The sequence below is a fragment of the Bradyrhizobium sp. 132 genome, from assembly GCF_023074185.1.
Taxonomy (GTDB): Bacteria; Pseudomonadota; Alphaproteobacteria; order Rhizobiales; family Xanthobacteraceae; genus Bradyrhizobium.
In genome coordinates, this window is the sequence record NZ_JADPKY010000018.1 from 24186 (window position 1) to 47863 (window position 23678).

Here is a 23678-nt window from a genome sequence, read left to right on the forward strand (position 1 = left end):
TTCATGCTCACTGAAGCCGCAACCTACGACGAGCTCTATCGCAACTTCCGCTGGGACGTCCCGGCGCGCTTCAACATGGCGGAGGCCTGCTGCGATCGCCATGCCGACGGCACCGGCCGCCTCGCGCTGGTCTATGCCGACGAGAACGGCGCCATCACGCGCACCTCCTTCGACGAGGTCGCGGAGATGTCGCGTCGCTTCGCCAATGTGCTGAAGGCGGATGGTCTTGCTCGCGGCGACCGCGTCGCGGTGTTCCTGTCGCAATCGCTGGAGCTGCCGATCGCGCACATGGCGGCATTCCGTTCGGCGATGATCTCGATCCCGCTGTTCGCACTGTTCGGCGAGGACGCGCTGGAGTTCCGGCTTTCGAATTCACAGGCCAAGGCGATCGTCACGGACGAGGGCGGCTGGGAGAAGCTTTCGAAGATTCGCGACCGCCTGCCGGACCTGAAGAACGTCTATGTCGTCGGCGAGCGCGCAGCCGCGGGCACGAAATCGTTCTGGGATTCGATCAAGGCCGCATCGCCTGACTTCGCACTGGTGGACACGTCTGCGGATGATCCCGCGCTGATCATCTATACCTCGGGCACGACAGGCAATCCGAAGGGCGCGCTGCATGCGCATCGCGTGGTGCTCGGCCATCTCCCCAATGTCGAGATGTGCCACAACTTCCTGCCGCGCGCCGGCGATCTCATGTGGACGCCGGCGGACTGGGCCTGGATCGGTGGACTCGTCAACGGCCTGTTCGCGTTCTGGTATCACGGCATCCCCCTTGTCGGTCACCGCGCGCGAAAATTCGAGCCGCAGGCGGCGATGCAGATGATGGCCGATCTCGGTGTCCGCAACGTCTTCCTGCCGCCGACTGCGCTAAAACTGATGCGGCAGGCCGGCGTGACGCATTCCGGTGTCAAGCTGCGCAGCATCTTCACCGGCGGTGAATCCCTCGGCGGCGAGCTGCTCGGCTGGGTGCGCGAGACTTTTGGCATCGACGCGCATGAGGTGTTTGGCCAGACAGAATGCAATCTCGTGATCGGCAGCAACGCGAATCTGTTTCCGATCCGCCCCGGTTCGATGGGCAAGGCGACGCCGGGTTTCGATGTTCGCATCGTCAACGACACAGGCGAGGAGCAGCCGAGGGGACAGCGCGGCATCATCGGCGTGCGCCAGCCGTGCCCGTGCACGATGATCGAGTACTGGCGCAATCCGGACGCGACGGCGAAGAAATATGCCGGCGAGTTCCTGCTCACCGGCGATCTCGGCATCCAGGATGAGGACGGTTACTTCTGGTACGTCAGCCGCGAGGACGACGTTATCACGACCGCCGGCTATCGTGTCGGCCCGTCCGAGATCGAGCACACGCTGATGAAGCACCGGGCGGTGGCGATGGCAGCGGTGGTCGGCATTCCCGATCCGATCCGCACCGAATCGATCAAGGCCTGGATCGTGCTGCGCCCGGGCTTTGCCGCCGGCGATGCGCTCGCGCGCGAGATCCAGGAGTTCGTCAAGGTGCAGCTCGCCGCCCACGAATACCCGCGCTTCGTGGAGTTCGCGGAGACACTGCCGATGACGGCGACCGGAAAGGTGCTGCGGCGCGAACTGCGGGCGCTCGGGTAGAGCACGTCGTCATCTTATCGCGACGGCGCCGACAGCGCTGACCGCAGCATCGCTGCGAGGTCTCGTCCCCGGAACGGCTTGGTCAGGATGAAGGCGTTGCCGACCCCGTCGGGCGCCTTGACCGGATTTTGGGCCGCCGTCATCGTGATGCTGCTGATCGTCTCGGCGCTGCCGTATTTCTTGGGCCCCGGCGGTGACGCTGCCCGTGCGCGGGCAGGCGAACTGGCATCTTTATCGGAGGATCGTGGTGCCGGTGGCGGAACAGGAGCCGGACGCAACGGCAGCGAGCTATTCGCCCGTTGCTAGGCGGCGAGCGCCGGATGAGGGCGGTTCGAGTTAATCTCGGCCAATGATGCAAATTCATCGGCGCTGAGGGCGGCGCTGCTGCCGGTCATCAGGCAACCTCGTCGGTCCATACCTTGAAATTGAGCAGGGTATTCGGACCGAATGTCTGGGTGATCGGGACGTCCGCGGCGTCGCGTCCTTGTGCGATCAGCACGCGGCCGATCCGCGGCGTATTGTTGCGCGGATCGAACATGTGCCAGCTTCCACCGAGATAAGCCTCGAACCAGCCGGCGAAATCTCCCACGGCCCAGGGCTTCGGCGTGCCGATGTCGCTGAGATAGCCGGTGCAGTAGCGCGCCGGGATGTTCATGCAGCGGCAGAACGTGATGGCAAGATGCGCATAGTCGCGGCACACACCCTTGCCTTCGTCGTAGGCTTCCCGCGCCGACTTGGTTGGGCGCGCGTGTTCATAGCCGAAAGCGATGTGACGGTGAACGAAATCGCAGATCGCCTGGACCCGCGCCCAGCCAGGCGGCGTGTGCTCGAACAATTTCCATGCGATATCCGACAGGCGATCGGTCTCGCAGTAGCGACTGCCGAGCAGATAGACCAGCGTGTCGGCCGGCAGCGCTTCGACGGCGTGCTGAGACGCGTTCGGAAACACCGGGTCGGGCAGGCCGCTATCACTCACGACGCCGTCGCCGGCAAGGCGAAAGGCGCCGGCCGGCGCCACGATGCGGCTGCACCAATTGCCGAAGAGGTCACGATAGGGACTGATCGCCACCGAGGGTCTGGTGGTCAGCAGGTCGGGCACGATGACATCGGAGGCGCGCGTGAAGTGCGTGCCCAACACTATGAGCATAGGCGTGGGCTGCGGGAATTCGTACAGCATCTCAAACCCGACGCGGAGCTTCATACGTTTTTCCCTTGGCTAAGCTCCCAACATGGCTACGGAGCGGTCGCGCACAAGGCTTTCGACGGCTTATTCGATCGAAAGCGGCCTTTGGCGCTCCAAAAGCGCGGCGCGGGCGAGAAAGCGATAGCTAATTGCAGCGATTGCGCGCACGGTGCGGGAATGTCGGAAAGGCCTGTCTTCTCTGCGCATACGCAGCGCCACGACTATTCGCGCGCGACGTGAAGCGCCTCACTCCCTCGCACCGGTAAAGTCGACTCGTCGCCGACGTCATAACAGCGGTCGTTGCGCATACTGCCCATTCCAGCGGGTGAGCTGGACGCGGCAGGCTCATGCCGCGGACGCCTGAAGGTTCCACCGCGATTCGATCATGAGATCGAACGCCAACCGAAAGCACCCCTGATGCAAACGTTCTCCCCACGGCACGTCAAGACAGAAGAAGCGCTTCGGCTCGGCGTAGAGTCGGGCTGGTACGCGATCAAGGTCAGCGGGACCTTTGTCTCGGGACCGCACGACTCGGAAGCGGATTGCAATCGCAAGATCGACGAGATCAATCCGCCGGCGGTGAAGAAGAAGCGATGAGGGCGCAGAGCCCGCCCGCTACGGTGTCTTGATCCCCATCGCCTTCAACGCTTCCAGCATCTGCACCGGCGGCGCCGTCTTGATCTGCGGCGCCTTGCCCGTTTCCAGCAGGCTCTTCAGCCCCGACAGGATTGCGGGCCAGCCGGTGCGGCCGCCGGAGAGGATGTCGTCGCTGAGCGGACGGTCGTGGCCTTCGCTCATCGTCAGCCGAACCGCCTCGCCGACCGGTTCGATCTCGTAGGTGACCAGGGTCGGTCCGAGCTTTTCGAGCAGCTCGGGCCAATTGACGTTGAAGGTGACCGAGAGCTTTCGCGGCGGATCGTATGCGAGCACCTCGCCGCTGATGTGCAGGGCGCCATCGGGCGTGCGAACGATGAACGCGCCGCCAAGTCGCGGCTCGACCTCCACGGCATTGCCGAAGAAGTACTGCATGCTGAACTCGGCCGAAGTCAGTGCTTCCCACACCTTTTCCGGCGTCGAGGCAATGTAGATGGTGTAGACGGTGAGCGGCTTGAATTGGTCAAGGTTCATTTTGCATCGAATCCCTTGTTGAGGGCTGCGCGCGGAATGGCGAGCACTTTGCCTCCTTCCAGCAGGCTCTTGAGCCCGGACAGGATCGCCGGCCAGCCATTGGAGACGGCCCCGAGATACTTCCCGCCTTCGATGAATCCGTCATGCAGCACGGTCAAACGGACGAGCGAGCCGAACGGCTCGAGCGTGAACACGACGCGGGATATCGGCTCACCGCGCAGCTCCTCGTACTTCTGGTGCTTAAAGCTGTAGGACAGTCGCCGCGGCGGATCAGCCTCGAGGATCTCGCCGGAATCGGTGGTCTCGCCCTCCAGCAGGAGCGCGAAGGGAGAACCGACCTTCCAGTCCGACTGGACTTCGGCGCCGAACCAGTATCGCCTCGTGAATTCGCTCGACGTCAGAGCCTCCCACAGTGTCTCCGGAGTGGTCTCGATGTAGGTGACATAGACGAATTGCGGCTTACTCATCGCGCTTCTCCAACTGGCGTTTCAACTCGCTCAGCGCGGCGAGCTTGCCGCGCTCGAATTTTTTGATCCAGCGTTCGCCGATCTGATGGATCGGCACCGGATTGAGGTAGTGTAGCTTCTCGCGGCCATGCCTGATGGTCGTGACCAGATTGGCCTCTTCCAGAATCACAAGGTGCTTGGTCACGGCCTGGCGCGTCATCGCGAGGTCTTCGCAGAGCTCGTTCAGCGTCTGGCCGTTCCTGGCGTGAAGCCTGTCGAGCAGCGACCGTCGTGACGCATCGGCGAGCGCTTTGAAGACGTCATCCATGGCGGGGATAATAGGCAACCAAACAGTTGCATGTCAAGATGGTGTCTTTGGCGCGCACAATGGTGTCTTTGGCGCGCACAAATGGCTGTGCTAGAATCAAATCTCAGCCAACGTAGATTGGTTCCGGGAGGACTTCGATGTTCCGTTGCGTCTTGACTGCCGCAGGCCTCGTCCTTTTCGCCTGCAGCACCGCGGCACATGCGCAGAAGCAGACCATCGGCGCGCCGCCCGAAGCTTCCAACATGAAGCTGGTCGGTGCGAGCGACCTCCAGGCGCGTAGCGCCTATCAGCCGACCATCCATCACCAGGGCGACCGCTGGATCGCCTATATCGGCCATCACGGCGGCACCGACGATGTGCCCGCTCCCGTCAATCCGATGACCGGGCAGGCCGAACCGAACGGCACCTCGATCGTCGACGTCACCGATCCCGCGCGCCCGAAATATTTGCGGCACCTGCCGGGACAGGAGGGCAAGTATGAATCCGGCGGCGCGCAAATGGTGCGCATCTGCGACGGCAAGTCGTTGCCGAAGGGCGATCCCAACGCCGTCTACATGCTGCGCACCTTCGGCAGCCAGGCGCATGAGATCTGGAACGTCGCCGATCCCGCAAGCCCGGTGCTCGTCACGCGCATCGACGGCCTGAAGGACACGCACAAGAGCTGGTGGGAGTGCGACACCGGCATTGCCTTCCTCGTCTCGGGCGCGCCGGACTGGCGCACGCGGCGCATGACGCAGGTCTATGATCTCAGCGATCCCGCGCATCCGCAGAAGATCAGGGATTTTGGCTTGCCCGGTCAGGAGCCCGGTTCGACCGGCGCGGTGCCCACCGAATTGCACGGGCCGATTTCGACGGGGCCGCAGGGCAATCGCGTCTATTTCGGCTACGGCACCAACAAGGGCGGCATCCTGCAGATCGTCGATCGCGACAAGCTTTTGAACGGCCCGAAGGAGCCGACGCCGGACAATCTGCGCTATCCCGAGATTTCGCGCATGCCGATGTCGGCCTTCAACGGCGCGCATACCACGTTTCCGATGCTCGACATGCCGGTCGCGGAATTTGCCGAGGACAAGGACGGCAAGACCCGCGACATCGTCATGATCGTGGACGAGGCGATTTTGAACGAATGCGGCGAGGCGCGGCAGATGGTGTGGTTCGCCGACGTCACCACCGAGACGCGGCCGATGATGATCTCGAGCTACACCGTGCCGGAGGCGAGCGGACAGTTCTGCCGGCGCGGCGGGCGCTTCGGCTCGCATTCGGCGAACGAGAGCATGGCGCCGGTCTATTACAAGAAGATGGCCTTCATCGCCTTCTTCAATGCCGGGGTGCGCGCGCTCGACATCCGCGATCCCTATCATCCAAAGGAAGTCGGTTACTTCGTTCCGTCGATCACGAGCGCGACCGACAAACGCTGCATTCCGATCGAGGGCGGCGAACGCTGCAAGGTCGCGATCCAGACCAACAATGTCGAGACCGATGATCGTGGCTACGTCTACATCGTCGATCGTGCCAATACCGGCCTGCACATTCTCGAACTGACCGGACCGGCGCGCGCGGCCGCCGGTCTGCCGAAGACCTGACGATGCGGCGCGGGGCGGCGATCGCAGCTGTGGTGTTTGCGCTCGGCGCGTCCGGTGTCGGGGCCTATCAGCTCGCGCCGGCACCGGCCGAAGAGACAGCGCGCTGGCGCGAGATCGCCTGGCCGTTCCCGCGCGACGGCTGGTCCGCCGGCCGCGCGTTTCGTTGCGATGGCGCCTGCGCCGGCGCTGAGCTGTACCTGCGCGCGAAACGCGGCTTCTGCAATTGCGACCGCGGTGTCGCTGACGACGACGAGGTGGATCGTGTCGCCGATATCGATCTGATCAGTCCGCGCTTTGCGGCCGTCGCGCCGGGTGAGGAAGTGGGCATCGGAGCGATGCACGGGCGTGCCAGGCGCTATGATCTGGATATGCCCGACGGCGCTCGTCATGCCGCAATCGGCATCGCCGTCTCGCGGCGCTGCGATCTTTTCGTTGCAGCGACGCAGGGACGTGGGGAAGCAGGCGTGATGCAGCGCGCGGCACTCGCGTTCCTCGAAACCCAGGAGATCAAGACGTGGGTGATGGCGGCGCTGGACGGAAAGTGAGTGCCATGCATTAATGCCGCAAACTGCCCTCAGCGAGTCCTCCCCACGATGTCTATGCAAGCCTATTTCGCCTTCGTCGCCGCCTGCATTGCGCTGGCGCTGCTGCCGGGTCCCATCGTCACCCTCGTCATCGCCAATGGCCTGCGCCACGGCACGCGTGCGGCGCTGACCAATGTCGCCGGCGCGCAAGTAGGCCTCGCCATCGTCATCGGCATCGTCGCGGTCGGTCTGACCTCGCTGATGGCGACCATGGGCTACTGGTTCGACTGGGTTCGCTTTGCCGGTGCCGCCTATCTGATCTGGCTCGGTGTCAAGCTGATCTGGGCGCCGGTCGAGGGCGTCAATGTCGACCAGCCGCCGGCGCCGCCGCGCGGCGGGTTCTTCCTGCAAGGTTTCCTGGTGCTGTTGTCGAACCCAAAGGTGCTGATCTTCTTCGGCGCCTTCATTCCTCAGTTCATGGACATGAACCGCGACCACTTCCCGCAGGTCGCGCTGTTGGGGGCGACTTTCATGGTCACCGCTGCGATGACGGATGCGCTCTACGCCATCGCGGCCGGGCGCGCCCGGAAATTCTTCTCGGCCCGCCGCACGCGGCTGATGTCGCGCGTCTCCGGCGGCTTCATGATCGGCGGCGGCATCTGGCTGGCGCTGACCAGGGCGAAATAGCTCCATCGGGCCGGTTGGCCCTGAACCCTTTGCGGCGGCGATACGCATCTCGATCGGCGAGGATATCGTTGCGACGCGGGGCTAATCGACCAGCCGCTCCGCCCTCAGCTCCACCTCGATCTCCGCAAAAATCCTTGCCAGCCGCTCGGCCCATTGTTGCTGGCCGGATTGGTCGGCAATGAGGTCCTGGCGGATCTCGATGCCGGTGTTGACGAGGCCGCGGGCCTCGCCGTGAACAGGGATGGTGTAGTCGGTGAGGTCGCTCACTGCATAGGGCTCGTTGTCGCCGACGACGAGATCGCTCTGGCTGCGCAGGTGCCTGAGCAGCAGATGCGGCAGCATGGTGTCGCGATTATACAGCGCGCCGATGTGCCAGGGACGGGCGACGCCGGCATAGACCGGCGTGAAGCTGTGCAGCGACACCAGCACCGTCGGCCGCTTGTCGTGCAGGCGGCGGTCGATCGCGGCATCGATACGGTGATGATAGGGCTCAAAAATCTCGCGGTGCCTCGCGGCGCGCTCGCCCTCGGAGATGCCTTCGTTGCGCGGAATCGCGGTCGCTTCGGAAATGACGGGGATCGAGCTGACGGCGGCTGGCGGGCGGTTGCAATCGATCACCAGCCGCGAATAGCGCTGCGCGATCAGATGTGCGTCGAGCATTTTTGCCAGCCGATCGGCGACGCCGGCGATGCCGATGTCCCAGGCGATGTGCCGCGTCAGCTCGGCCTCAGTGACGCCGAGGTCGCCGAGCGCGCGCGGCAAAATCCGTCCGTAGTGATCCGAAGTGAGCAAAAACGGCGATGTCGCTTGCGCATTCACCTCATGCACTGGCGGAATGTCACCCCCGCCGAGGAGTTGATCGGTCGTGTTGATTGTGTCTAAAGCCATCCAGATTGCCTATGGAAAAAGCAGTCACCCCGAAAAATCGGACGGGAATCGCTATAGATTGGTCCGCCTGACATCACCATGATTGCCTGACGATGCCGCTGCTGACGATTCATCACAAGACCAAATATCGCTACAAGCGCCCGGTGGCGTTCGGCGAGCACAGGATCATGCTGCGTCCGCGCGACGGGCACGATCTGCGCGTGCTCGATTCTCAGCTCGAGATTTCGCCGGAGCCGATGTCGCTGCGCTGGATCCACGACGTGTTCGGCAATTCGGTCGCGATCGCCGATTTCGACGAGCGCACGGATTGCCTGACCTTCGATTGGTCCGTCACCGTCGAACACAATCCGGTGGAGGAGTTCGCGCTGACGGCGGACGATGCGGCCTACTTCTACCCGTTCGTCTATGGCGACGAGGAATATCCCGATCTGGTCCAGTACACGACGCCGCACTATGCCGATCCCGATGGCGAGCTCTCGGAATGGGCGCGCGGCTTTCTCGACGAGGACGCGCCGACGCCGACCTTCAAGATCCTGAGCGGCATGACGCACGCCATCCGCAAGCAGTTCAAGTACCGCAACCGCCACGAGCCCGGCACCCAGCATCCGCTCGACACCTTGCAGTCCGGCACCGGCACCTGTCGCGATTATGCGCTGTTCATGATCGAGGCGCTGCGCCGGCTCGGCATCGCCGCGCGCTTCGTTTCCGGCTACATCTTCGTGCCTGAAAACATCGCGCAACGTCATGTCGGCGGCGGCTCGACGCATGCTTGGGTGCAGGTCTATCTGCCGACCGCGGGCTGGATCGAGTTCGATCCGACCAACGGCATCGTCGGCACCCGCGACCTCATCCGCGTTGCGGTCGCCCGCGACCCGCGCCAGGCGATCCCGCTGCACGGCACCTATATCGGCTCGCAGGACGTCTTCGACGTCATGGAAGTGAACATCAGGGTGGTGTCGGACGAACAGTGCAGCGGCCGGGAGCTGAAGGCGGAGGTTTCGTAGGTCTACTGCGATTTGCACGCTGCTGATTGACGGTTATAGAAGGCCATGACCTCCGATCGTCTTTTCGTTTACGGCACGCTGATGCGCGGCTTCGACCATCCGATGGCGCGGCTGCTTGCGGGCCACGCGGATTTCCTGAGTGAAGCGACCTGCCGCGGCCGGCTCATCCTGGTGAAGCATTATCCTGGGCTGTTGCTGTCGGATGCGGCCTCGGACGTCGTCCACGGCGAGCTTTTTCGCCTTCACGTGCCCGACGAGCTGTTGAGCGAGCTCGACATGTACGAGGCCTGCGGCGAGGGCTTTCCGGAGCCGACCGAATATCTGCGCAAGCTGGTCGAGGTGACAGGCGCGGACGGCGCGACTGCACCGGCCTGGACCTACATCTACAACTGGCCGGCCACCGATCTGCCGCGCATCGAGACCGGCCGCTTCCTCGGCCACTAAGCCGACAGCACTTCCTTCACCGCGCGCACGTCCACCTCGCGCTCGACATAGGTCCACTCCTCGGTTCGCCTGAGCATCGCGACCAGCTCCTCGAACAGCGAGGCGTGCGCGGGCGCGAATTCGAACCAGGTCAGGAAATCGAACGGCCCGCCGAGGTCGCGGCTATGATAGAGCTGGCGCGCAATCGCAGGCAGGAAGCGCAGGCTGCTCGCGATGTGGTGCGATTTGTCTTCGAAGATCCTGCGGCGCTCTTCCTGGGTCAACTCCCACCAGGCCTGCGACTTGCGGATCGGGATCAGCGCCGCGCTGGTTGCTTCCAGGCGGCCGAGGCCGGCCTGCACGGACGTGAGCTGCTGCTGTTCGGCGCGCTCGGTGTAGCGCAGCGTGCTCGCGACGCCGACCAGCCGCCAGGCATTGCGCGAGGGCACCAGCGGCAACGAGATGGCCTCGCTATCGGTGACCGACAGCGCCGGCATGAAGGCGAGGGGCTCGCCCGTCACGGGCGAAATCGAGGTGATGCGCCATCCCCCGCTCTGGCCGCCTCGAAAGGTCCTGAACATGTCTCATGGAAGCGTGGAACCGGGTCGGGTTCAAGTGGCTCGTCATTATCTCTACGGGATTTATCTCTACGGGATTTGCCCGGATCAGGCCCGCTTCTTCGGCTTCGACTTCTGTTCCATGTAGGAGCGCAGCACCGCATTCATGCGCCGCTGATAGCCCTCGCCATCGCGCTTGAAGAAGTCGAGCACATCCTCGTCGACGCGGATGGAGATGGCCTTTTTTTTCGGCGGTATCACCAGCACGGCATCCGACCAATCGATGTCAATCGGCGCTGCGTCGGGATCATTGGCGACGGCCTTGGCGATGTCCTCGTCGGTCAGTGCGTCGACGCGGGCCCAGTCAGTCTTGCCCTTCCTTGGGTAGTCCCTTGAAACGGTTATAATATTTCTTTCGTTCGTCTTCGCGCGCGCGCCGGACCGAGATGAACCGGCAGACCGCCCCGCGGATCGCGCAGACTGCCGCGACTTCCCGCCCGGCGACGTAACCGAAGATTTGGTACCTGACTTCGTCATTGCGATCCGACCGGCGGATGAAGGTGTAGCCGTCGAGAATTCCGCGCGCGTCCTCGAAGTCGATTCCGTGAATCCGCAGGTTGGACGCGCGCTTCTTCGGATCCCATCCAAAGTCGCGAACGCCTGCGAACAGCAGCTGCAAGTCTTCCGTCATGGCAAATCATCCAAATGACACCGCATCTTGCCGCGCATGAGGTTTGCTATGACGTCTGAAGCCGTAGCCGCGACTTCATCGTTTTCTGTATATACAAACGTAATCGTCGGATGTCAACGATTTCGGATTCCACTGGAAAAGCCAAAATCTGTTTGCTCGTCGAGAGCAGTCTAGGGTTCCGGGTGGGCATTCCTTTGCGTGAGAGATTTTCTGCCCTGTGCATAGGTCGAATAACCTGCATAACCCGGAGAAACCTGACTTCTAGCCCTGTCGCACCTATATCCCTGATCCTTCACCCTGACTCATGCTGATTCGCGCTAGACCCAGAGCCCATGCGCTTCACGCCCCAATTCCTCGACGAGCTGCGTGCCCGGCTTTCGGTCTCCGAAGTCGTGGGCAAGCGCGTCAAGCTGAAGAAGGCGGGGCGGGAGTGGAAGGGGTTGTCGCCGTTCCAGCAGGAGAAGTCGCCGTCGTTTTTCGTCAACGACCAGAAGGGTTTTTACCACGACTTCTCCTCCGGCAAGCACGGCGACATCATCAGCTTCGTGATGGAGACCGACGGCCTGCCGTTTGCCGAGGCCGTGGAGCGGCTCGCCAACATGGCGGGCCTGCCGCTGCCGGCGGTGACGCCCGATGCTGCCAGGCACGAGCAGCGGCGGAAGTCGCTGCATGACGTGATGGATCTCGCGGCAAAGTTCTATGCCGAGACGCTGGCCTCACGTGTCGGCGCCAAGGGGCGCGGCTATCTCGCCGACCGTGCGATCTCGCCCGCGACGCAATTGCAGTTTCGGCTGGGCTATGCGTCACCCGATCGCTTTGCGCTGAAGGAGCATCTCGGCAAGCTCGGCGTCTCCGTCGACGACATGGTCGAGGCAGGCATGCTGGTGGCCGGTGAAGACATCCCGGTGCCCTATGACCGCTTCCGCGATCGCGTGATGTTTCCGATCACGGATCTGCGCGGCCGCGTCATCGCCTTCGGCGGGCGCGCGCTGGAGAAGGACATTCCGGCCAAATACCTGAACTCGCCGGAGACGCCGCTCTTCCACAAGGGCGACAATCTCTACAACCACCAGACGGCGCGCAAAGCCACCCATGACGGCAGCGCCCTGGTCGTGGTCGAAGGCTATGTCGACGTCATCGCCATGGTTACTGCGGGCTTTGCCGGCAGCGTGGCGCCGCTCGGCACCGCGCTCACGGAAAACCAGCTCGCGCTGCTCTGGAAAATGGCGGACGAGCCGATCCTCTGCTTCGACGGCGACCGCGCCGGCCAGAAGGCGGCTTATCGTGCGGCGGATCTTGCCTTGCCATTCCTCGCACCGGGCAAGAGCCTGCGGTTCGCGCTGCTGCCGGAAGGGCAGGACCCCGACGATCTCGTGCGCTCCGGCGGCCGCGGCGCCATCGAGGAGGTGATCGCGGCGGCGCGTCCGCTCGCCGAGATGATCTGGTCGCGCGAGCTCGAAGGCGGCAATTTCGCAACGCCCGAGCGCCGCGCCGCGCTGGAAGCGCGCATCAAGGATCTCTCCAACGGCATCCGCGACGAGGTGGTGCGACGCTATTATCGGCAGGATCTTGCCGAGCGGCTCCAGCGCGCCTTTGCCCCCGACGGCGGACGCGGCGGCTTTGGCGGCCGTGGCAATTTCCGCCCCGGCCCCGGCGGTCGCCAGTTCCAGCCCCGCGGTGGCGGAAGCGCGAATCGATTCGGCGGCCAGGGATTTGGTGGCCAAGGACTTGGCGGCCAAGGATTTGGTGGAGGCCGCCGAGGCCCGCCCGGTCCCATCCAGCTGCCCTCCGGGCCCTACCAGGCGGCGAGCGCCCAGCTGGCGGCAAGCCCGATCATGCGCAGCCAGCGCAGCGCCATCTCGCGCCGGGAAGCCCTGATCCTGCAGAGCCTGATCAACCACCCCTGGCTGCTGCACGACCATCTCGAAGAGGTCGCGGCCCTGGAATTCGCCCATCCCGAGGCCCATAAGCTCAGGGCCGGCATCATCGCCGCCTTTGCCAACGACCATCACCACTCGCCGGACCCCGGCGAGCAGGCCGAAAAGATGCGCGGCGACCTCGAGAAGGGCGGATTTTCGCAGGTTATTCAAAAGGTTGATGGCAGCATCACGACCGCGGCGGTGTGGGGCGCCCGCGAGGGCGCCGCACGGGACGACGTTCTCTCCACCTGGCATCAGCTGGTTGCCTTGCATCGGCAGTGGCATTCACTACTTAGAGAGCTGAAAGACGCCGAGCTGGCCTTGGGAGAGGATTCCAGCGAGGCCAGTATGGCGTGGCTGCGTGACGTCAAGGCTCGGATAGGCGAAGTCGACGGCACCGAAGCCCTGATCGAGGGTTTTGGCGAGCTGTCGGGCCGGTTCCAGAAGAGCGTGTGATGAAAGAATCATGCGGACGGCCGCGGCCGGGACCGCTAAAAGACTCGCCAAATCCGAGGTTTGGCGGCAAAAACAGGGTTAATCGAGGCTTAACGGTCTTGTAGCACTTTGGCCACCAGGCGGCCGCAGGCAGAACAGACGCGTCAGGAATGAATCCGCGCAATTGCTGTTGGCACTACACCTGCATCCGCTGCGACAAAGAGGCTCTACGAAGCGTTAGGCAAATCCGGCGAGAGATAAGGTCGGGGGTGGCGAAAAGAGGTTCGCGCCGCCCTTTCCGTGTCGAGATCTGACGAAGCGAGAGCAGCGAGCAACAGGTTCAAGTGATTTCACGCGGGCGCGGCGAACGTCTGTGTGAAACGCGTTTAGGAGCAATGGATGGCCACCAAGGCAAAGACGCTGCAGGCGAAGGACAAGGAAAAAGACGACAAGGCAGCGGACGCGCCGGAGAAGGACTCCCAGGACGCGCCCTCGCCGTTGCTCGATCTGTCCGACGCGGCCGTGAAGAAGATGATCAAGCAGGCCAAGAAGCGCGGCTTCGTGACTTTCGATCAGCTCAACGAAGTTTTGCCGTCCGACCAGACCTCGCCCGAGCAGATCGAGGACATCATGTCGATGCTCTCGGACATGGGCATCAATGTCACCGAAGCCGACGATAGCGAAGGCGAGGAGGACAAGGACGAGGGCGGCGAGGACGAGACCGACAACGAGCTCGTCGAAGTCACCCAGAAGGCCGTCACCGAGGTCAAGAAGAGCGAGCCGGGCGAGCGCACCGACGATCCCGTGCGCATGTATCTGCGCGAGATGGGCACCGTCGAGCTGCTCTCGCGCGAAGGCGAAATCGCGATTGCGAAGCGCATCGAGGCTGGCCGCGAGGCGATGATCGCAGGCCTCTGCGAAAGCCCGCTGACCTTCCAGGCCATCATCATCTGGCGCGACGAGCTCAACGAAGGAAAGATTTTCCTTCGTGACATCATCGATCTCGAAGCGACCTATGCCGGGCCCGAAGCCAAGGCCGGCATGAACACTGCGATGATCGCCGGTCCCAGCGGCGAGACCGGTGAAGCTTCGGCCGAAGGCGGCCAGGTCACTGGCGCCGCGCCCGCGCATGTCGCCCCGCCCGCCGCACCGCCGTCGCCGACCCCGTTCCGCGCCGCGCCTGCGCCCGGCAATGCCGGCGAAGCCGCGAAGGATCCTGCGGAGTCCGCCGCCGAAGCCGATATGGACGAGGACGACGAGTTCGAGAACCAGATGTCGCTTGCGGCGATCGAGGCCGAGCTCAAGCCGAAGGTCGTCGAGATCTTCGACAAGATCGCCGATAGCTACAAGAAGCTGCGCAAGCTTCAGGAACAGGACATCCAGAACCAGCTCGAGAGCACCTCGCACGGGCCCTCGCTGTCACCGCACCAGGAGCGCAAATACCGCAAGCTCAAAGACGAGATCATCGTCGAGGTGAAGTCGCTGCGCCTGAACCAGGCGCGTATCGACAGTCTGGTCGAGCAGCTCTACGACATCAACAAGCGCCTCGTCTCGCATGAGGGTCGCCTGATGCGCCTTGCCGACAGCCACGGCGTCGGGCGCGAAGACTTCCTGCGCAACTACACCGGCTCGGAGCTCGATCCGCGCTGGCTCAATCGTGTCTCGAAGCTGTCGGCCAAGGGCTGGAAGAATTTCGTCCATCACGAGAAGGACCGGATCAAGGACCTCCGCCACGAGGTGCATCAGCTCGCGGCGCTGACCGGCCTCGAGATCATCGAGTTCCGCAAGATCGTGCACTCGGTGCAGAAGGGCGAGCGCGAAGCACGCCAGGCCAAGAAGGAGATGGTGGAAGCCAACCTCCGTCTCGTGATCTCGATCGCCAAGAAGTACACCAACCGCGGCCTGCAGTTCCTCGACCTGATTCAGGAAGGCAACATCGGCCTGATGAAGGCCGTCGACAAGTTCGAGTACCGCCGCGGCTACAAGTTCTCGACCTACGCGACGTGGTGGATCCGGCAGGCGATCACCCGCTCGATCGCCGACCAGGCGCGCACCATCCGCATTCCCGTGCACATGATCGAGACGATCAACAAGATCGTGCGCACCTCGCGCCAGATGCTCAACGAGATCGGCCGCGAGCCGACCCCGGAAGAGCTGGCCGAGAAGCTCGGCATGCCCTTGGAGAAGGTCCGCAAGGTCCTCAAGATCGCCAAGGAGCCGCTCTCGCTCGAAACCCCCGTCGGTGACGAAGAGGATTCACACCTCGGCGATTTCATCGAGGACAAGAACGCGATCCTCCCGATCGATGCCGCGATCCAGTCGAACCTGCGCGAGACCACCACGCGCGTGCTCGCCTCGCTCACCCCGCGCGAAGAACGCGTGCTGCGCATGCGCTTCGGCATCGGCATGAACACCGACCACACGCTGGAAGAAGTCGGCCAGCAGTTCTCGGTGACCCGCGAACGTATTCGTCAGATCGAAGCGAAGGCGCTGCGCAAGCTGAAGCATCCGAGCAGGTCAAGGAAGCTGCGGAGCTTTTTGGATAACTAGTTCAGGCGTGCCTGGACTCGATCCGGGCATCCATCCAAACGAAAACGGCGGGCTGAGGCCCGCCATTTTTGTTTGTGCCGATGCTCTAGGTGTCGCGCGAGCGGAGCCTATTTCTTCTTCGCCCCGACCCGCTCGAGGTTCTTGATCTCCAGCGCCGGGCGGCCGGATTTTTCGGCGATCTCGCGGTCCTGCTCCATGATGAAGGCGCGTGCGGGCTCGTCGCCGTCGAGGCCGCCCAGCAATTCGGCGGGCACGCGCCGGTTGGAGCGTTGAGAGCCGTCTTCATAGAAGACGTTGAAAAAGGCGAATTCGCCTTTGGGATTGGTTCCAGGTTTTTTGGCCATGGCGGCTTGTCGTCGATCAGGACGCCGCAGTCAAATGGTGAATTGCCCGTATTCACGCGGAGCGGGGTGCCGCGCACGGATGAATTCGTTTTGCCGGCGGGGCGCCGGGCGCCCTCTTGCCGTCTGCCGAGACCCTTCCTCAATAAACGGCGGGCCGCTAAGCCCGCCGTTTATTTTTGGTCTTCAGTGTCGCCCGGGGCTGGCGGGGCGACAACCTAGAATAGAAGGTTATAGGCTGCGCCATGCGATGGCAAGGCAAATCAGGGCGGCGTCGATGTCGCAGCCGGCGGATCAGACATGCGTCGGATTTCGACGTTCATGAGTTCCCAAACGAACTGCTTCGATGAGCAAATGAGTTTGTTCATCTATGCGCTGCCGCAACGCAGCTAGCGTTGTGTGCACTATGTAGAAAGCGCGTTGGCCTGCGCGTCTTCCCGTCGATGCGCAGACGTGGCGAGCGCATTTCATTTGTCGCAGCCAAGATGCGATCGGGTTCTGGCGAGGTTTGCCGCTTTGACGCGAATCCGGTTCCCGGGCATGATCGCGTGCCGCTTTCGCGTTCATTCTTCAAAGGATTTTCCGGTATGTCGAGACCCGCTTTGGCCATCGCCTTCATTGCCTGTCTGGCCAGCGGATCGGCCCACGCCGCGCGCTGCGGCGGCGACTTCAACAGCTTTGTCGCCAGCATGACCGCGGAAGCGCAAGGCGCCGGCGTCTCGGCGGGCGTGACCAGCGCGGCGCTCAGCGGGGTGGCCCAGGATGGCGCGGTGCTCGCCTTCGACCGGCGCCAGCGCTACACCTTCAACAAGAGTTTCGAGCAGTATGTCTCGACCCGGGTCGGCCCCGGCCGCATCAATGGCGGCAAGGCGATGTTGCAGCGCCATGCCGCGCTGCTCTCGCGCATCGAGCAGCAATTCGGCGTGCCCCGCTATATCCTGGTCGCGATCTGGGGCTTGGAAAGCGATTTCGGCAAGGGCGACATCGGCAAGCTGCCCGTGATCCGCACGCTGGCGACGCTCGCGCATGACTGCCGCCGCACGGATCTGTTTCAGGGCGAGCTGCTTGCGGCGCTGAAGATCGTGCAGCGCGGCGACCTGCCGCTGCGCGACCTGATCGGCGCCTATGCCGGCGAGATAGGCCAGACCCAATTCCTGCCGTCCTCCTACATCAAATACGGCGTCGATTTCGACGGCGACGGCCACGTCGATCTCCGCCACAGCGTCCCCGACGTGCTCGCGTCGACCGCGAACCTGCTCCACACCAGCGGCTTCAAGATGGGCCAGCCCTACGGCGAAGGCACCGCAAATTTCGAGGCGATGCGCGAATGGAACAGGGCGGTGATCTATCGCAAGACGATCGGGTATTTTGCCGATCGGCTGGCGGGGCAGTGAGGGGCGTGATGTCTCTCCGCCTTCGCCGGGACGACGTTGAAAGTGATGCGGCGGACCACACGGCTAGCTCCCCTTCGCCATCCTCTCCAGCTTGCGCTGCAACGGCGCCCAGTACGTCCCCGGACGGAAGCGCTGCAACAGATCCATGAAGCGGGCGTCGTTGCCGATCAGGATACGCGGCTCGTTTCTCTCGATGCCCTTGATGATGCGCAGCGCGGCGTCCTTCGGCGTGGTCTTTGCCGCGTTCTCGAACCGCTCGATCGATTGCGACCGACGCGCGTTGTCGGTGACGCCGACCCCGGTGCGCGAATTGCGCGCGATGGCGGTGGCGACGCCGCCGGGGTGCACGACCGACAACCTCACAGGGCTGCCCGCCATCGCAAGCTCGTGCCGCACGCTCTCGGAAAAGCCGCGCACCGCGAATTTCGCCGCGGCATAAGCCGACTGTCCCGGCGGCGCGATGATGCCGAAGATCGAGGACAGGTTGACGATGTGGGCCTCGCCCATCGTCTTCAGATGCGGCAGGAAGGCGCGCGTGCCGTGCACCACGCCCCAGAAATTGATGTCGAACAGCCAGTCCATCTGCGCCTGGTCGATCTCCTCGAACGAGCCCATCAGCGCCACGCCGGCATTGTTGACAACGATGCCGAGCGCGGGATGCGTTGTTGCCGCCTCGCTCGCGAACCGCGCGATGTCGTCGGGCTCGCCGACGTCGACGCGGTGCAGGCTGACCTTGCATGCGGCTCCGATCTCGGCCGCGAGCGTCTTCAGCCCGGCCTCGTCGCGATCGGCGAGCGCGAGATCGCAGCCGCGCCGCGCAAGCTCGATCGCCAGCGCGCGGCCGATGCCGCTGGCCGCTCCCGTGATGGCGGCGGCGCCGCGAATCGCAGTCATGAATCCCCAATCAAGCCCCTCGTGCGGAACTATGATTTACATTTTTTCATAATGGAACTGAACCGCATGGCTGTTCCCACCTTAACCTACGTTACTTGATAGAGACAGACAGGCAGCATTGGGAGCCGCCAATGGGACAAGCAAAGCCATTTCGAGCAACCGCACTGATTGTGGAAGACGACCTCATGCAGAGGGAGATGCTCAGTCTTCTTCTCGAAGAAAGCGGCTACGACGTCATTCAATGCGAGAGCGCCGAAGCAGCCGAGCTTGTGCTCGACAAGAGCGCCGGCGCGCTCTGCTTGATGATGACCGACGTCCAGCTTGCCGGCCGCATGAACGGGGTCGAGCTCGCGCACGTCGCCAAGGACCGAAATCCGAAGCTCGACATCGTCGTCACCTCCGGCCGCCCCTTGATGCAGCCCTTGCCGAACGGCGCAAAGTTCTGGGCCAAGCCATGGGCGCCGCTGGACGTGCTCCGCGAGGCCGAGCTCGCGCAGCTGTCCTGACGGCGATCCCGCGGGCCGGCTTTCTTGCCCCGAGATGCGGTGATAAGGTCTGTGCATGACCTTGTCTTTCCTGCTGACCTCGCTGATCGTGGTCGCCTCGCCCGGTACCGGCGTGCTCTACACGCTGGCCGCCGCGCTGACACGCGGCTCGCGCGCGAGCATCGCGGCCGCCTTCGGCTGCACGCTCGGAATCGTGCCGCACATGATTGCCGCGATGCTGGGGCTCGCCGCCGTGCTCCACACCAGCGCGCTCGCCTTCGCCGCGCTGAAATGGTGCGGCGTCGCCTATCTGCTCTATATGTCCTGGCAGGCGCTACGCGAGACCGGCGCGCTGGCGGTCGACGGCCAAATTCGCGAGCGTTCGGTTGGCCGTGTGATCGTGACCGGCTTCCTGATCAACATCCTCAATCCAAAGCTGTCGATCTTTTTCCTCGCCTTCCTGCCGCAGTTCATCGCGGCGGACGAGGGTCATGTGCTGGCGCAGATGCTGGAATTGAGCGGTGCCTTCATGGCGATGACGTTTGCCGTGTTCGTGGTCTACGGCCTCTGCGCAGCCTGGGTGCGCGAGCGCGTCATCTCCCGTCCGCGCGTCATGGCCTGGCTGCGGCGGAGTTTTGCCGCCGGCTTCGCCGCACTTGGGGCCAAGCTCGCGTTCGCCGAGCGGTAGTTTTCTTCACCCCATAAAAAAGCGGGCCTCGCGCCCGCCGCCTTCAATCTCTCGCCTCTGCCGAAGCCCGGGCGGAGCGAACTCCACCCGGGCAAAAAATAAGAAGCCTCGTTACTTCTTCTTCGCTGCCTTCTTGGCCTTCTTCTTTGTCGCCTTCTTCGCCTTCTTCGCTTTCTTAGCCATAGGATCCTCTTCAGGGTTAATGGTGAAACGCGACACGAGGGATGCTCGGCGGAGGGCCAGCCTCGCAACATCCTCGACCACAAGCTCAGCAGATTCGCGCCCATATGCCCCGCGCTGTCACATCCGTGTCATTGCGTTATCCACAGCTCAGATGCATTTCCGGGCGCTTTTGGTTCTTGAATCCGCATCGCGGCGTCGGAGCATCATCGCGGCCGACATGCCTAACGATCCGACAACCGCGCCGGCCGTTCATGAATCCAAAACCAAAGGCATGCTTTTAAAGTTCGCAGTGAGACTCCGTTAAGCGCGACGGCCGCATTGTTGCCCGCAAGAAAACGGGGACGGGGTCATGGACGGACGGCTGCCAGGGACGGAAGGCACGACGCAGCGCGTGCGGCACGCGCCATGCTGAACGTGCCGACACTCTGGACGGTGTTCGTCGTCAACTTTCTGGCGCTCGGCCTGATCTGGGCCTATGTGACGCGCTCTTATCCGAAATTCGCAGCCGCGCGGTTCTGGATGGCATCGTCCTTCATCGGTGCGACCGGCGCGATGACGGCCCTGATCCGCCTGTTCATCGCATCTCCACTGCCACTTCTGCTTGGCGCGGCCGGCGTCATCGCGGCGAGCTGCCTTGCCGCCATGGGCATCCAACGCTTCTATCACCGGCCGGTCTCGTGGCGCATGATGACCGCGGCGGGAGCGCTGAGCCTCGCCGGCGTCGTGTTCTTCATGGTCGGCTTCGAGCACATGCCGCTGCGCATGCTCTGCTACACGCTCGGTCAGGGCCTGCCGCTGGTGCTGTCGCTGCGTCTGTTGCTGGCGCCGCCGGAAGGCCGCGTCAGCCCGGGCGCCCGGTTGTCCGGCATCGTCATCCTCGTCATTATCGCGATCCTCGCGGTCCGCACGGCGGGCAATCTGCTCGGCGGCGATTTCTCGGCGAGCGCCGGCGGCCAGGCTCATGCGGTCATGGTGCTGGGGCTGCTGTTCCTGTCGATGACGCTCAATTTCGGCTTCCTGCTGATGGCGATGGACCGCCTGCGCAACGAGGTGGCCGACCTCGCGCTGCTCGACGATCTCACCGGTGTCGCCAACCGGCGGCATCTGTTGCAGCGGCTGGGTGAAGAATGCGCCCGCTCGGAGCGCAGCAGCGAGCCGTTCTCGCTGCTGGTGATCGATCTCGACGGCTTCAAGACCATCAACGACACCCATGGCCATGCCGCGGGCGATGCCTGCCTGCAGCATTTCACCCTGATGGCGCAAACGCGGCTGCGGCCGGGCGACATGCTCGCCCGCACTGGCGGCGACGAATTCTGCGTCGTGCTGCCGTCGTCGTCCTTGCGCGAGGCGGCCGCGATCGCCCGCCGCGTGCTCGAGGTCTGTCGTCAGGATGCCGTCAGCTGCACCGGGGGCGACATTCCGATCGCGATCTCGATCGGGCTGGCGCAGTGGGATCGCGGCATCGGCCAATTTCCGGACCGCCTGATCGCGCATGCCGACCACGCGCTCTATGCGGCCAAGAAGAACGGCAAAAACGACTTTGCCGTCTACGAGCCGGCGCCGCCGCTCCTGCCTGAGCCGATCGGTCCAGGCGAGGCCTTGCGCAAATTCGCGTAAGGGCGTGCTAATGTCTGGTCCGCATTGGACCCGCACGATGATCTCCCGCCTGCTCGCGGCCGTATTCGCCGCTCTCATTCTGATCGCGCCCGCAGACGCAACCGACGCCGAGCTGGCCAAACTCGCGCGCGCCTCCGGCACGCCCGACATTCCCGGCCTGAAAATCGTGTGGCTGGCGCCATGGGGCGATGTCGGTAACGCAAGACCATGGCGCAACATCATCGTGCACCAGACCGAGGGGCCGGCGGGCTCGGCCCGCGGCGGCGCCGAGGCGCAATCGAAGAATCCCACGCGTCGCGGCGTCACATTGTGGGTCGAAACCGATGGCACGGTCTATTGGGCGGTGGCGGAGAATCTGGTGCCGACCCATGGCGACGGCGCCAACCGCAACGACAACAAGTACATCGACAACAAGCCGACCTATCGCCAGGTGGTGCGCGACAATTCGATCGGCGTCGAGTTCGCCGGCAACTATCCCGACGTCACGACCGGCCCGACCGCGGCGCAGGTCGCCGCGTGGAAGATCCTCGTCCAAATCCTGCGCGCGCGCTACGGCATTCCGCTCGACCACGTCTATGCGCACAACTGGATCGACTACAAGGACGCGCGCTATTGCGAAGGCTGCTGGCTCGCGACGCTGGCGAGGACTTGGGGGAAAGAATTTAGGGGCGAGTGACGAGCTACACCGGCTCCGACATCCATCCAAAGAGCCGCCGCATCAATCCCGGCCGCCGCGGCAATTGCGGCGGCTCATCCGCCGCCAGCACGCGGTTGATGAAGTAATCCAGGAACACCATGTCGTTCGGCTCGGTGACGGTGAATTCTTCCTCGCCGAAGAAGACGCTGTAATTGAAGAAGAACGGGCCCATGATCGGGATCGTCGCGGTCGAGGCGTAGTCCTTCGAGATCACGAACTCCGACGGCTCGAGGCCGTGGTCGCGCATCGCCTGCTCGACCAGCGGCAACTTGCGCATGAACTGGGCGGAAAACCCGCCCACGGTAGATTGCAAAATGATCGACACAGTGCGTGTCCGTTCTCTTGATGCTGTCGGTCCGATGTTTTTGGTCGGCCGACCGGCAGTGCGGGTTCAAGGTGCCTGGCCCCGCGCCTCCAAGAACATGCTGCACCTCACACACAAAAAAGCCGGCGTTGCCGCCGGCTTTCTGTCTCTTGTCGATCCGCCAATCTCTGGCGCCGGAGCAACCTCGCTTAGAGCGCGGCTTCCAGCGCGGCCTGTTCGGCCTTTGCGATCGTGCCCTTGACCGCGGCCTGCACCTTTTCAAAAGCGCGGACCTCGATCTGGCGGACGCGCTCGCGCGACACGCCGAACTCGGCGGCAAGGTCTTCCAGCGTCATCGGTTCATCGGCGAGGCGGCGGGCCTCGAAGATGCGGCGTTCGCGCGGGTTGAGCACGCCCATGGCGCCATTGAGGGCGTCACGGCGGTGATCATATTCCTCGTGCTCGGCCAGCATGGCTTCCTGGTTGGGCGAATTGTCGACCAGCCAGTCCTGCCATTCTCCGGCTTCGCCGTCGTCGCGGATCGGAGCGTTGAGCGACGCGTCGCCACCGAGGCGGCGGTTCATGTCGACCACGTCCTGAGCCGTGACGCCGAGACGCTTGGCAATGATTGCCACCTGGTCGGGGCGCAGATCGCCTTCGTCCAGCGCGGAAATCTTGCTCTTCGCCTTGCGCAGGTTGAAGAACAGCTTCTTCTGGTTCGCGGTGGTGCCCATCTTCACGAGCGACCAGGAACGCAGAATGTACTCTTGTATCGACGCCTTGATCCACCACATGGCGTAGGTGGCGAGACGGAAGCCCTTCTCGGGCTCGAACCGCTTCACCGCCTGCATCAGGCCGACATTGCCTTCCGAGACGACCTCGGAGATCGGCAAGCCGTAGCCACGATAGCCCATGGCGATCTTGGCCACGAGCCGGAGATGGCTGGTGACGAGTTGATGTGCGGCGTCGCGATCATCGTGCTCGCGCCAGCGTTTGGCGAGCATGTATTCCTGCTGGGGTTCCAGCATCGGGAACTTGCGGATTTCGCCGAGGTAACGGGAAAGGCCGGATTCTCCATTAAGGACCGGCAGTGCAGCGGTACGGGCCATAGTTAA

At 63.6% G+C, this 23678-nt stretch carries 27 protein-coding genes and 1 pseudogene; 15 read left to right on the plus strand and 13 right to left on the minus strand.

The genetic code is table 11. The features are described from left to right. Positions 1-3: 3 nt before the first annotated feature. Entirely contained in the window at positions 4-1614 is a 1611-nt protein-coding gene (locus IVA74_RS01850) for an acyl-CoA synthetase (RefSeq protein ID WP_247339320.1), read from the plus strand. A 14-nt stretch (positions 1615-1628) separates the two neighbouring features. Here the strand turns inward: IVA74_RS01850 and IVA74_RS40895 are convergent, their stop codons facing one another. Further along, positions 1629-1757 (minus strand): hypothetical protein, encoded by a 129-nt coding sequence (locus IVA74_RS40895; RefSeq protein WP_256467614.1) that lies wholly within the window; start codon positions 1755-1757, stop codon positions 1629-1631. Here IVA74_RS40895 and IVA74_RS01855 point away from each other — a divergent pair. Continuing rightward, positions 1732-1954, plus strand: a pseudogene (locus IVA74_RS01855) (hypothetical protein); the annotation flags it as partial. The gene IVA74_RS40895 and the pseudogene IVA74_RS01855 sit on opposite strands and share 26 nt — an antisense overlap. Before the next feature lie 54 nt (positions 1955-2008). Here the strand turns inward: IVA74_RS01855 and IVA74_RS01860 are convergent. Next, entirely contained in the window at positions 2009-2815 is an 807-nt protein-coding gene (locus tag IVA74_RS01860) for a transglutaminase family protein (protein WP_247339321.1), read from the minus strand. 282 nt (positions 2816-3097) lie between these two features. Between IVA74_RS01860 and IVA74_RS41090 the strand changes: the two genes are divergently transcribed. Beyond that, positions 3098-3394, plus strand: coding sequence for a hypothetical protein (locus IVA74_RS41090; RefSeq protein ID WP_346730916.1), 297 nt, complete (start codon positions 3098-3100; stop codon positions 3392-3394). An 18-nt stretch (positions 3395-3412) separates the two neighbouring features. Here the strand turns inward: IVA74_RS41090 and IVA74_RS01870 are convergent, their stop codons facing one another. Genes IVA74_RS01870 through IVA74_RS01880 form a run of 3 tightly spaced genes read right to left on the minus strand, consistent with a single transcriptional unit; the run spans position 3413 to position 4699 of the window. Beyond that, on the minus strand, positions 3413-3925 hold the full coding sequence (locus IVA74_RS01870; protein ID WP_247339322.1) for an SRPBCC family protein: 513 nt from the start codon (positions 3923-3925) through the stop codon (positions 3413-3415). Continuing rightward, a complete protein-coding gene (locus IVA74_RS01875) occupies positions 3922-4392 on the minus strand; it encodes an SRPBCC family protein (RefSeq protein ID WP_247339323.1) in 471 nt (156 codons plus the stop codon). The genes IVA74_RS01870 and IVA74_RS01875 overlap by 4 nt, the downstream gene beginning before the upstream one ends. Beyond that, positions 4385-4699 carry a helix-turn-helix domain-containing protein gene (locus tag IVA74_RS01880; RefSeq protein WP_247339426.1) on the minus strand — a complete coding sequence of 105 codons (315 nt, stop codon included), beginning with the start codon at positions 4697-4699 and terminating at the stop codon, positions 4385-4387. The genes IVA74_RS01875 and IVA74_RS01880 overlap by 8 nt, the downstream gene beginning before the upstream one ends. A gap of 137 nt (positions 4700-4836) precedes the next feature. Here IVA74_RS01880 and IVA74_RS01885 point away from each other — a divergent pair, with 137 nt between their 5' ends. The 3 genes from IVA74_RS01885 to IVA74_RS01895 are packed head-to-tail and all read left to right on the plus strand — an operon-like array spanning position 4837 to position 7493. Further along, the gene (locus IVA74_RS01885; protein WP_247339324.1) at positions 4837-6282 is read left to right on the plus strand and encodes a hypothetical protein; all 1446 of its coding nucleotides are present in this window, start codon (positions 4837-4839) and stop codon (positions 6280-6282) included. A gap of 29 nt (positions 6283-6311) precedes the next feature. Continuing rightward, the gene (locus tag IVA74_RS01890) at positions 6312-6827 is read left to right on the plus strand and encodes a hypothetical protein (RefSeq protein ID WP_346730917.1); all 516 of its coding nucleotides are present in this window, start codon (positions 6312-6314) and stop codon (positions 6825-6827) included. 48 nt (positions 6828-6875) lie between these two features. Beyond that, the gene (locus tag IVA74_RS01895; protein ID WP_247339329.1) at positions 6876-7493 is read left to right on the plus strand and encodes a LysE family translocator; all 618 of its coding nucleotides are present in this window, start codon (positions 6876-6878) and stop codon (positions 7491-7493) included. Positions 7494-7574: 81 nt separating this feature from the next. Here IVA74_RS01895 and IVA74_RS01900 read toward each other — a convergent pair whose 3' ends face one another. Further along, a complete protein-coding gene (locus IVA74_RS01900; protein WP_247339331.1) occupies positions 7575-8381 on the minus strand; it encodes an N-formylglutamate amidohydrolase in 807 nt (268 codons plus the stop codon). Positions 8382-8473: 92 nt separating this feature from the next. Between IVA74_RS01900 and IVA74_RS01905 the strand changes: the two genes are divergently transcribed. Together IVA74_RS01905 and IVA74_RS01910 are read left to right on the plus strand one after the other, a co-directional pair. Then, positions 8474-9385 carry a transglutaminase family protein gene (locus IVA74_RS01905; RefSeq protein WP_247339334.1) on the plus strand — a complete coding sequence of 304 codons (912 nt, stop codon included), beginning with the start codon at positions 8474-8476 and terminating at the stop codon, positions 9383-9385. Between the two features lie 45 nt (positions 9386-9430). Beyond that, complete coding sequence (locus IVA74_RS01910; protein WP_247339335.1) at positions 9431-9829, plus strand: gamma-glutamylcyclotransferase family protein; 399 nt, start codon at positions 9431-9433, stop codon at positions 9827-9829. On the opposite strand, the gene IVA74_RS01915 is transcribed toward IVA74_RS01910, so the two are convergent. The 3 genes from IVA74_RS01915 to IVA74_RS01925 all read right to left on the minus strand — a co-directional run bounded on the left by IVA74_RS01915 (position 9826) and on the right by IVA74_RS01925 (position 11056). Next, positions 9826-10389, minus strand: a complete 564-nt coding sequence (locus IVA74_RS01915) for a chlorite dismutase family protein (protein ID WP_247339338.1) — start codon at positions 10387-10389, stop codon at positions 9826-9828. The genes IVA74_RS01910 and IVA74_RS01915 overlap by 4 nt on opposite strands. 84 nt (positions 10390-10473) lie before the next feature. Further along, positions 10474-10773: a BrnA antitoxin family protein gene (locus tag IVA74_RS01920; protein ID WP_247339428.1), complete on the minus strand. Its 300-nt coding sequence runs from the start codon at positions 10771-10773 to the stop codon at positions 10474-10476. Further along, positions 10730-11056 (minus strand): BrnT family toxin, encoded by a 327-nt coding sequence (locus IVA74_RS01925; RefSeq protein WP_247339340.1) that lies wholly within the window; start codon positions 11054-11056, stop codon positions 10730-10732. The genes IVA74_RS01920 and IVA74_RS01925 overlap by 44 nt, the downstream gene beginning before the upstream one ends. Before the next feature lie 332 nt (positions 11057-11388). Between IVA74_RS01925 and dnaG the strand changes: the two genes are divergently transcribed. Further along, complete coding sequence (gene dnaG / locus IVA74_RS01930; protein WP_247339342.1) at positions 11389-13431, plus strand: DNA primase; 2043 nt, start codon at positions 11389-11391, stop codon at positions 13429-13431. A gap of 378 nt (positions 13432-13809) precedes the next feature. Continuing rightward, a complete protein-coding gene (gene rpoD, locus IVA74_RS01935) occupies positions 13810-15960 on the plus strand; it encodes an RNA polymerase sigma factor RpoD (protein WP_247339343.1) in 2151 nt (716 codons plus the stop codon). Between the two features lie 107 nt (positions 15961-16067). Here the strand turns inward: rpoD and IVA74_RS01940 are convergent, their stop codons facing one another. After that, positions 16068-16304: a hypothetical protein gene (locus IVA74_RS01940; protein ID WP_007596614.1), complete on the minus strand. Its 237-nt coding sequence runs from the start codon at positions 16302-16304 to the stop codon at positions 16068-16070. Between the two features lie 584 nt (positions 16305-16888). On the opposite strand from IVA74_RS01940, the gene IVA74_RS01945 reads away from it, so the two are divergent. Then, positions 16889-17695 (plus strand): lytic murein transglycosylase, encoded by an 807-nt coding sequence (locus IVA74_RS01945; RefSeq protein ID WP_247339347.1) that lies wholly within the window; start codon positions 16889-16891, stop codon positions 17693-17695. A 63-nt stretch (positions 17696-17758) separates the two neighbouring features. Here IVA74_RS01945 and IVA74_RS01950 read toward each other — a convergent pair whose 3' ends face one another. Next, positions 17759-18589 (minus strand): SDR family oxidoreductase, encoded by an 831-nt coding sequence (locus IVA74_RS01950; RefSeq protein WP_247339348.1) that lies wholly within the window; start codon positions 18587-18589, stop codon positions 17759-17761. 131 nt (positions 18590-18720) lie between these two features. Between IVA74_RS01950 and IVA74_RS01955 the strand changes: the two genes are divergently transcribed. The 4 genes from IVA74_RS01955 (at position 18721) to IVA74_RS01970 (ending at position 22238) form a co-directional block, all read left to right on the plus strand. Beyond that, positions 18721-19095 (plus strand): response regulator, encoded by a 375-nt coding sequence (locus IVA74_RS01955; RefSeq protein WP_247339349.1) that lies wholly within the window; start codon positions 18721-18723, stop codon positions 19093-19095. A gap of 55 nt (positions 19096-19150) precedes the next feature. Next, positions 19151-19762 carry a LysE family translocator gene (locus IVA74_RS01960; RefSeq protein WP_247339350.1) on the plus strand — a complete coding sequence of 204 codons (612 nt, stop codon included), beginning with the start codon at positions 19151-19153 and terminating at the stop codon, positions 19760-19762. A 588-nt stretch (positions 19763-20350) separates the two neighbouring features. Then, positions 20351-21562 (plus strand): GGDEF domain-containing protein, encoded by a 1212-nt coding sequence (locus IVA74_RS01965; RefSeq protein ID WP_247339351.1) that lies wholly within the window; start codon positions 20351-20353, stop codon positions 21560-21562. 37 nt (positions 21563-21599) lie between these two features. Further along, positions 21600-22238 (plus strand): peptidoglycan recognition family protein, encoded by a 639-nt coding sequence (locus IVA74_RS01970; protein WP_247339352.1) that lies wholly within the window; start codon positions 21600-21602, stop codon positions 22236-22238. Between the two features lie 4 nt (positions 22239-22242). On the opposite strand, the gene IVA74_RS01975 is transcribed toward IVA74_RS01970, so the two are convergent. Next, positions 22243-22584 carry a hypothetical protein gene (locus tag IVA74_RS01975; RefSeq protein ID WP_247339353.1) on the minus strand — a complete coding sequence of 114 codons (342 nt, stop codon included), beginning with the start codon at positions 22582-22584 and terminating at the stop codon, positions 22243-22245. 188 nt (positions 22585-22772) lie between these two features. Next, positions 22773-23672, minus strand: coding sequence for an RNA polymerase sigma factor RpoH (gene rpoH / locus IVA74_RS01980; RefSeq protein WP_247339355.1), 900 nt, complete (start codon positions 23670-23672; stop codon positions 22773-22775). Positions 23673-23678 lie beyond the last annotated feature (6 nt).

Coding starts and splice junctions, on each gene's coding strand:
- rpoH (WP_247339355.1), bottom strand. CDS start 23,672: ATGGCCCGTACCGCTGCACTGCCGGTCCTTAATGGAGAATCCGGCCTT.
- IVA74_RS01925 (WP_247339340.1), bottom strand. CDS start 11,056: ATGACGGAAGACTTGCAGCTGCTGTTCGCAGGCGTTCGCGACTTTGGA.
- IVA74_RS01965 (WP_247339351.1), top strand. CDS start 20,351: ATGCTGAACGTGCCGACACTCTGGACGGTGTTCGTCGTCAACTTTCTG.
- IVA74_RS01940 (WP_007596614.1), bottom strand. CDS start 16,304: ATGGCCAAAAAACCTGGAACCAATCCCAAAGGCGAATTCGCCTTTTTC.
- rpoD (WP_247339343.1), top strand. CDS start 13,810: ATGGCCACCAAGGCAAAGACGCTGCAGGCGAAGGACAAGGAAAAAGAC.
- IVA74_RS01870 (WP_247339322.1), bottom strand. CDS start 3,925: ATGAACCTTGACCAATTCAAGCCGCTCACCGTCTACACCATCTACATT.
- IVA74_RS01875 (WP_247339323.1), bottom strand. CDS start 4,392: ATGAGTAAGCCGCAATTCGTCTATGTCACCTACATCGAGACCACTCCG.
- IVA74_RS01895 (WP_247339329.1), top strand. CDS start 6,876: ATGTCTATGCAAGCCTATTTCGCCTTCGTCGCCGCCTGCATTGCGCTG.
- dnaG (WP_247339342.1), top strand. CDS start 11,389: ATGCGCTTCACGCCCCAATTCCTCGACGAGCTGCGTGCCCGGCTTTCG.
- IVA74_RS01850 (WP_247339320.1), top strand. CDS start 4: ATGCTCACTGAAGCCGCAACCTACGACGAGCTCTATCGCAACTTCCGC.
- IVA74_RS01945 (WP_247339347.1), top strand. CDS start 16,889: ATGTCGAGACCCGCTTTGGCCATCGCCTTCATTGCCTGTCTGGCCAGC.
- IVA74_RS40895 (WP_256467614.1), bottom strand. CDS start 1,757: ATGACGGCGGCCCAAAATCCGGTCAAGGCGCCCGACGGGGTCGGCAAC.
- IVA74_RS01950 (WP_247339348.1), bottom strand. CDS start 18,589: ATGACTGCGATTCGCGGCGCCGCCGCCATCACGGGAGCGGCCAGCGGC.
- IVA74_RS01860 (WP_247339321.1), bottom strand. CDS start 2,815: ATGAAGCTCCGCGTCGGGTTTGAGATGCTGTACGAATTCCCGCAGCCC.
- IVA74_RS01955 (WP_247339349.1), top strand. CDS start 18,721: ATGGGACAAGCAAAGCCATTTCGAGCAACCGCACTGATTGTGGAAGAC.
- IVA74_RS01900 (WP_247339331.1), bottom strand. CDS start 8,381: ATGGCTTTAGACACAATCAACACGACCGATCAACTCCTCGGCGGGGGT.
- IVA74_RS01880 (WP_247339426.1), bottom strand. CDS start 4,699: ATGGATGACGTCTTCAAAGCGCTCGCCGATGCGTCACGACGGTCGCTG.
- IVA74_RS01960 (WP_247339350.1), top strand. CDS start 19,151: ATGACCTTGTCTTTCCTGCTGACCTCGCTGATCGTGGTCGCCTCGCCC.
- IVA74_RS01915 (WP_247339338.1), bottom strand. CDS start 10,389: ATGTTCAGGACCTTTCGAGGCGGCCAGAGCGGGGGATGGCGCATCACC.
- IVA74_RS01970 (WP_247339352.1), top strand. CDS start 21,600: ATGATCTCCCGCCTGCTCGCGGCCGTATTCGCCGCTCTCATTCTGATC.
- IVA74_RS01885 (WP_247339324.1), top strand. CDS start 4,837: ATGTTCCGTTGCGTCTTGACTGCCGCAGGCCTCGTCCTTTTCGCCTGC.
- IVA74_RS01905 (WP_247339334.1), top strand. CDS start 8,474: ATGCCGCTGCTGACGATTCATCACAAGACCAAATATCGCTACAAGCGC.
- IVA74_RS01910 (WP_247339335.1), top strand. CDS start 9,431: ATGACCTCCGATCGTCTTTTCGTTTACGGCACGCTGATGCGCGGCTTC.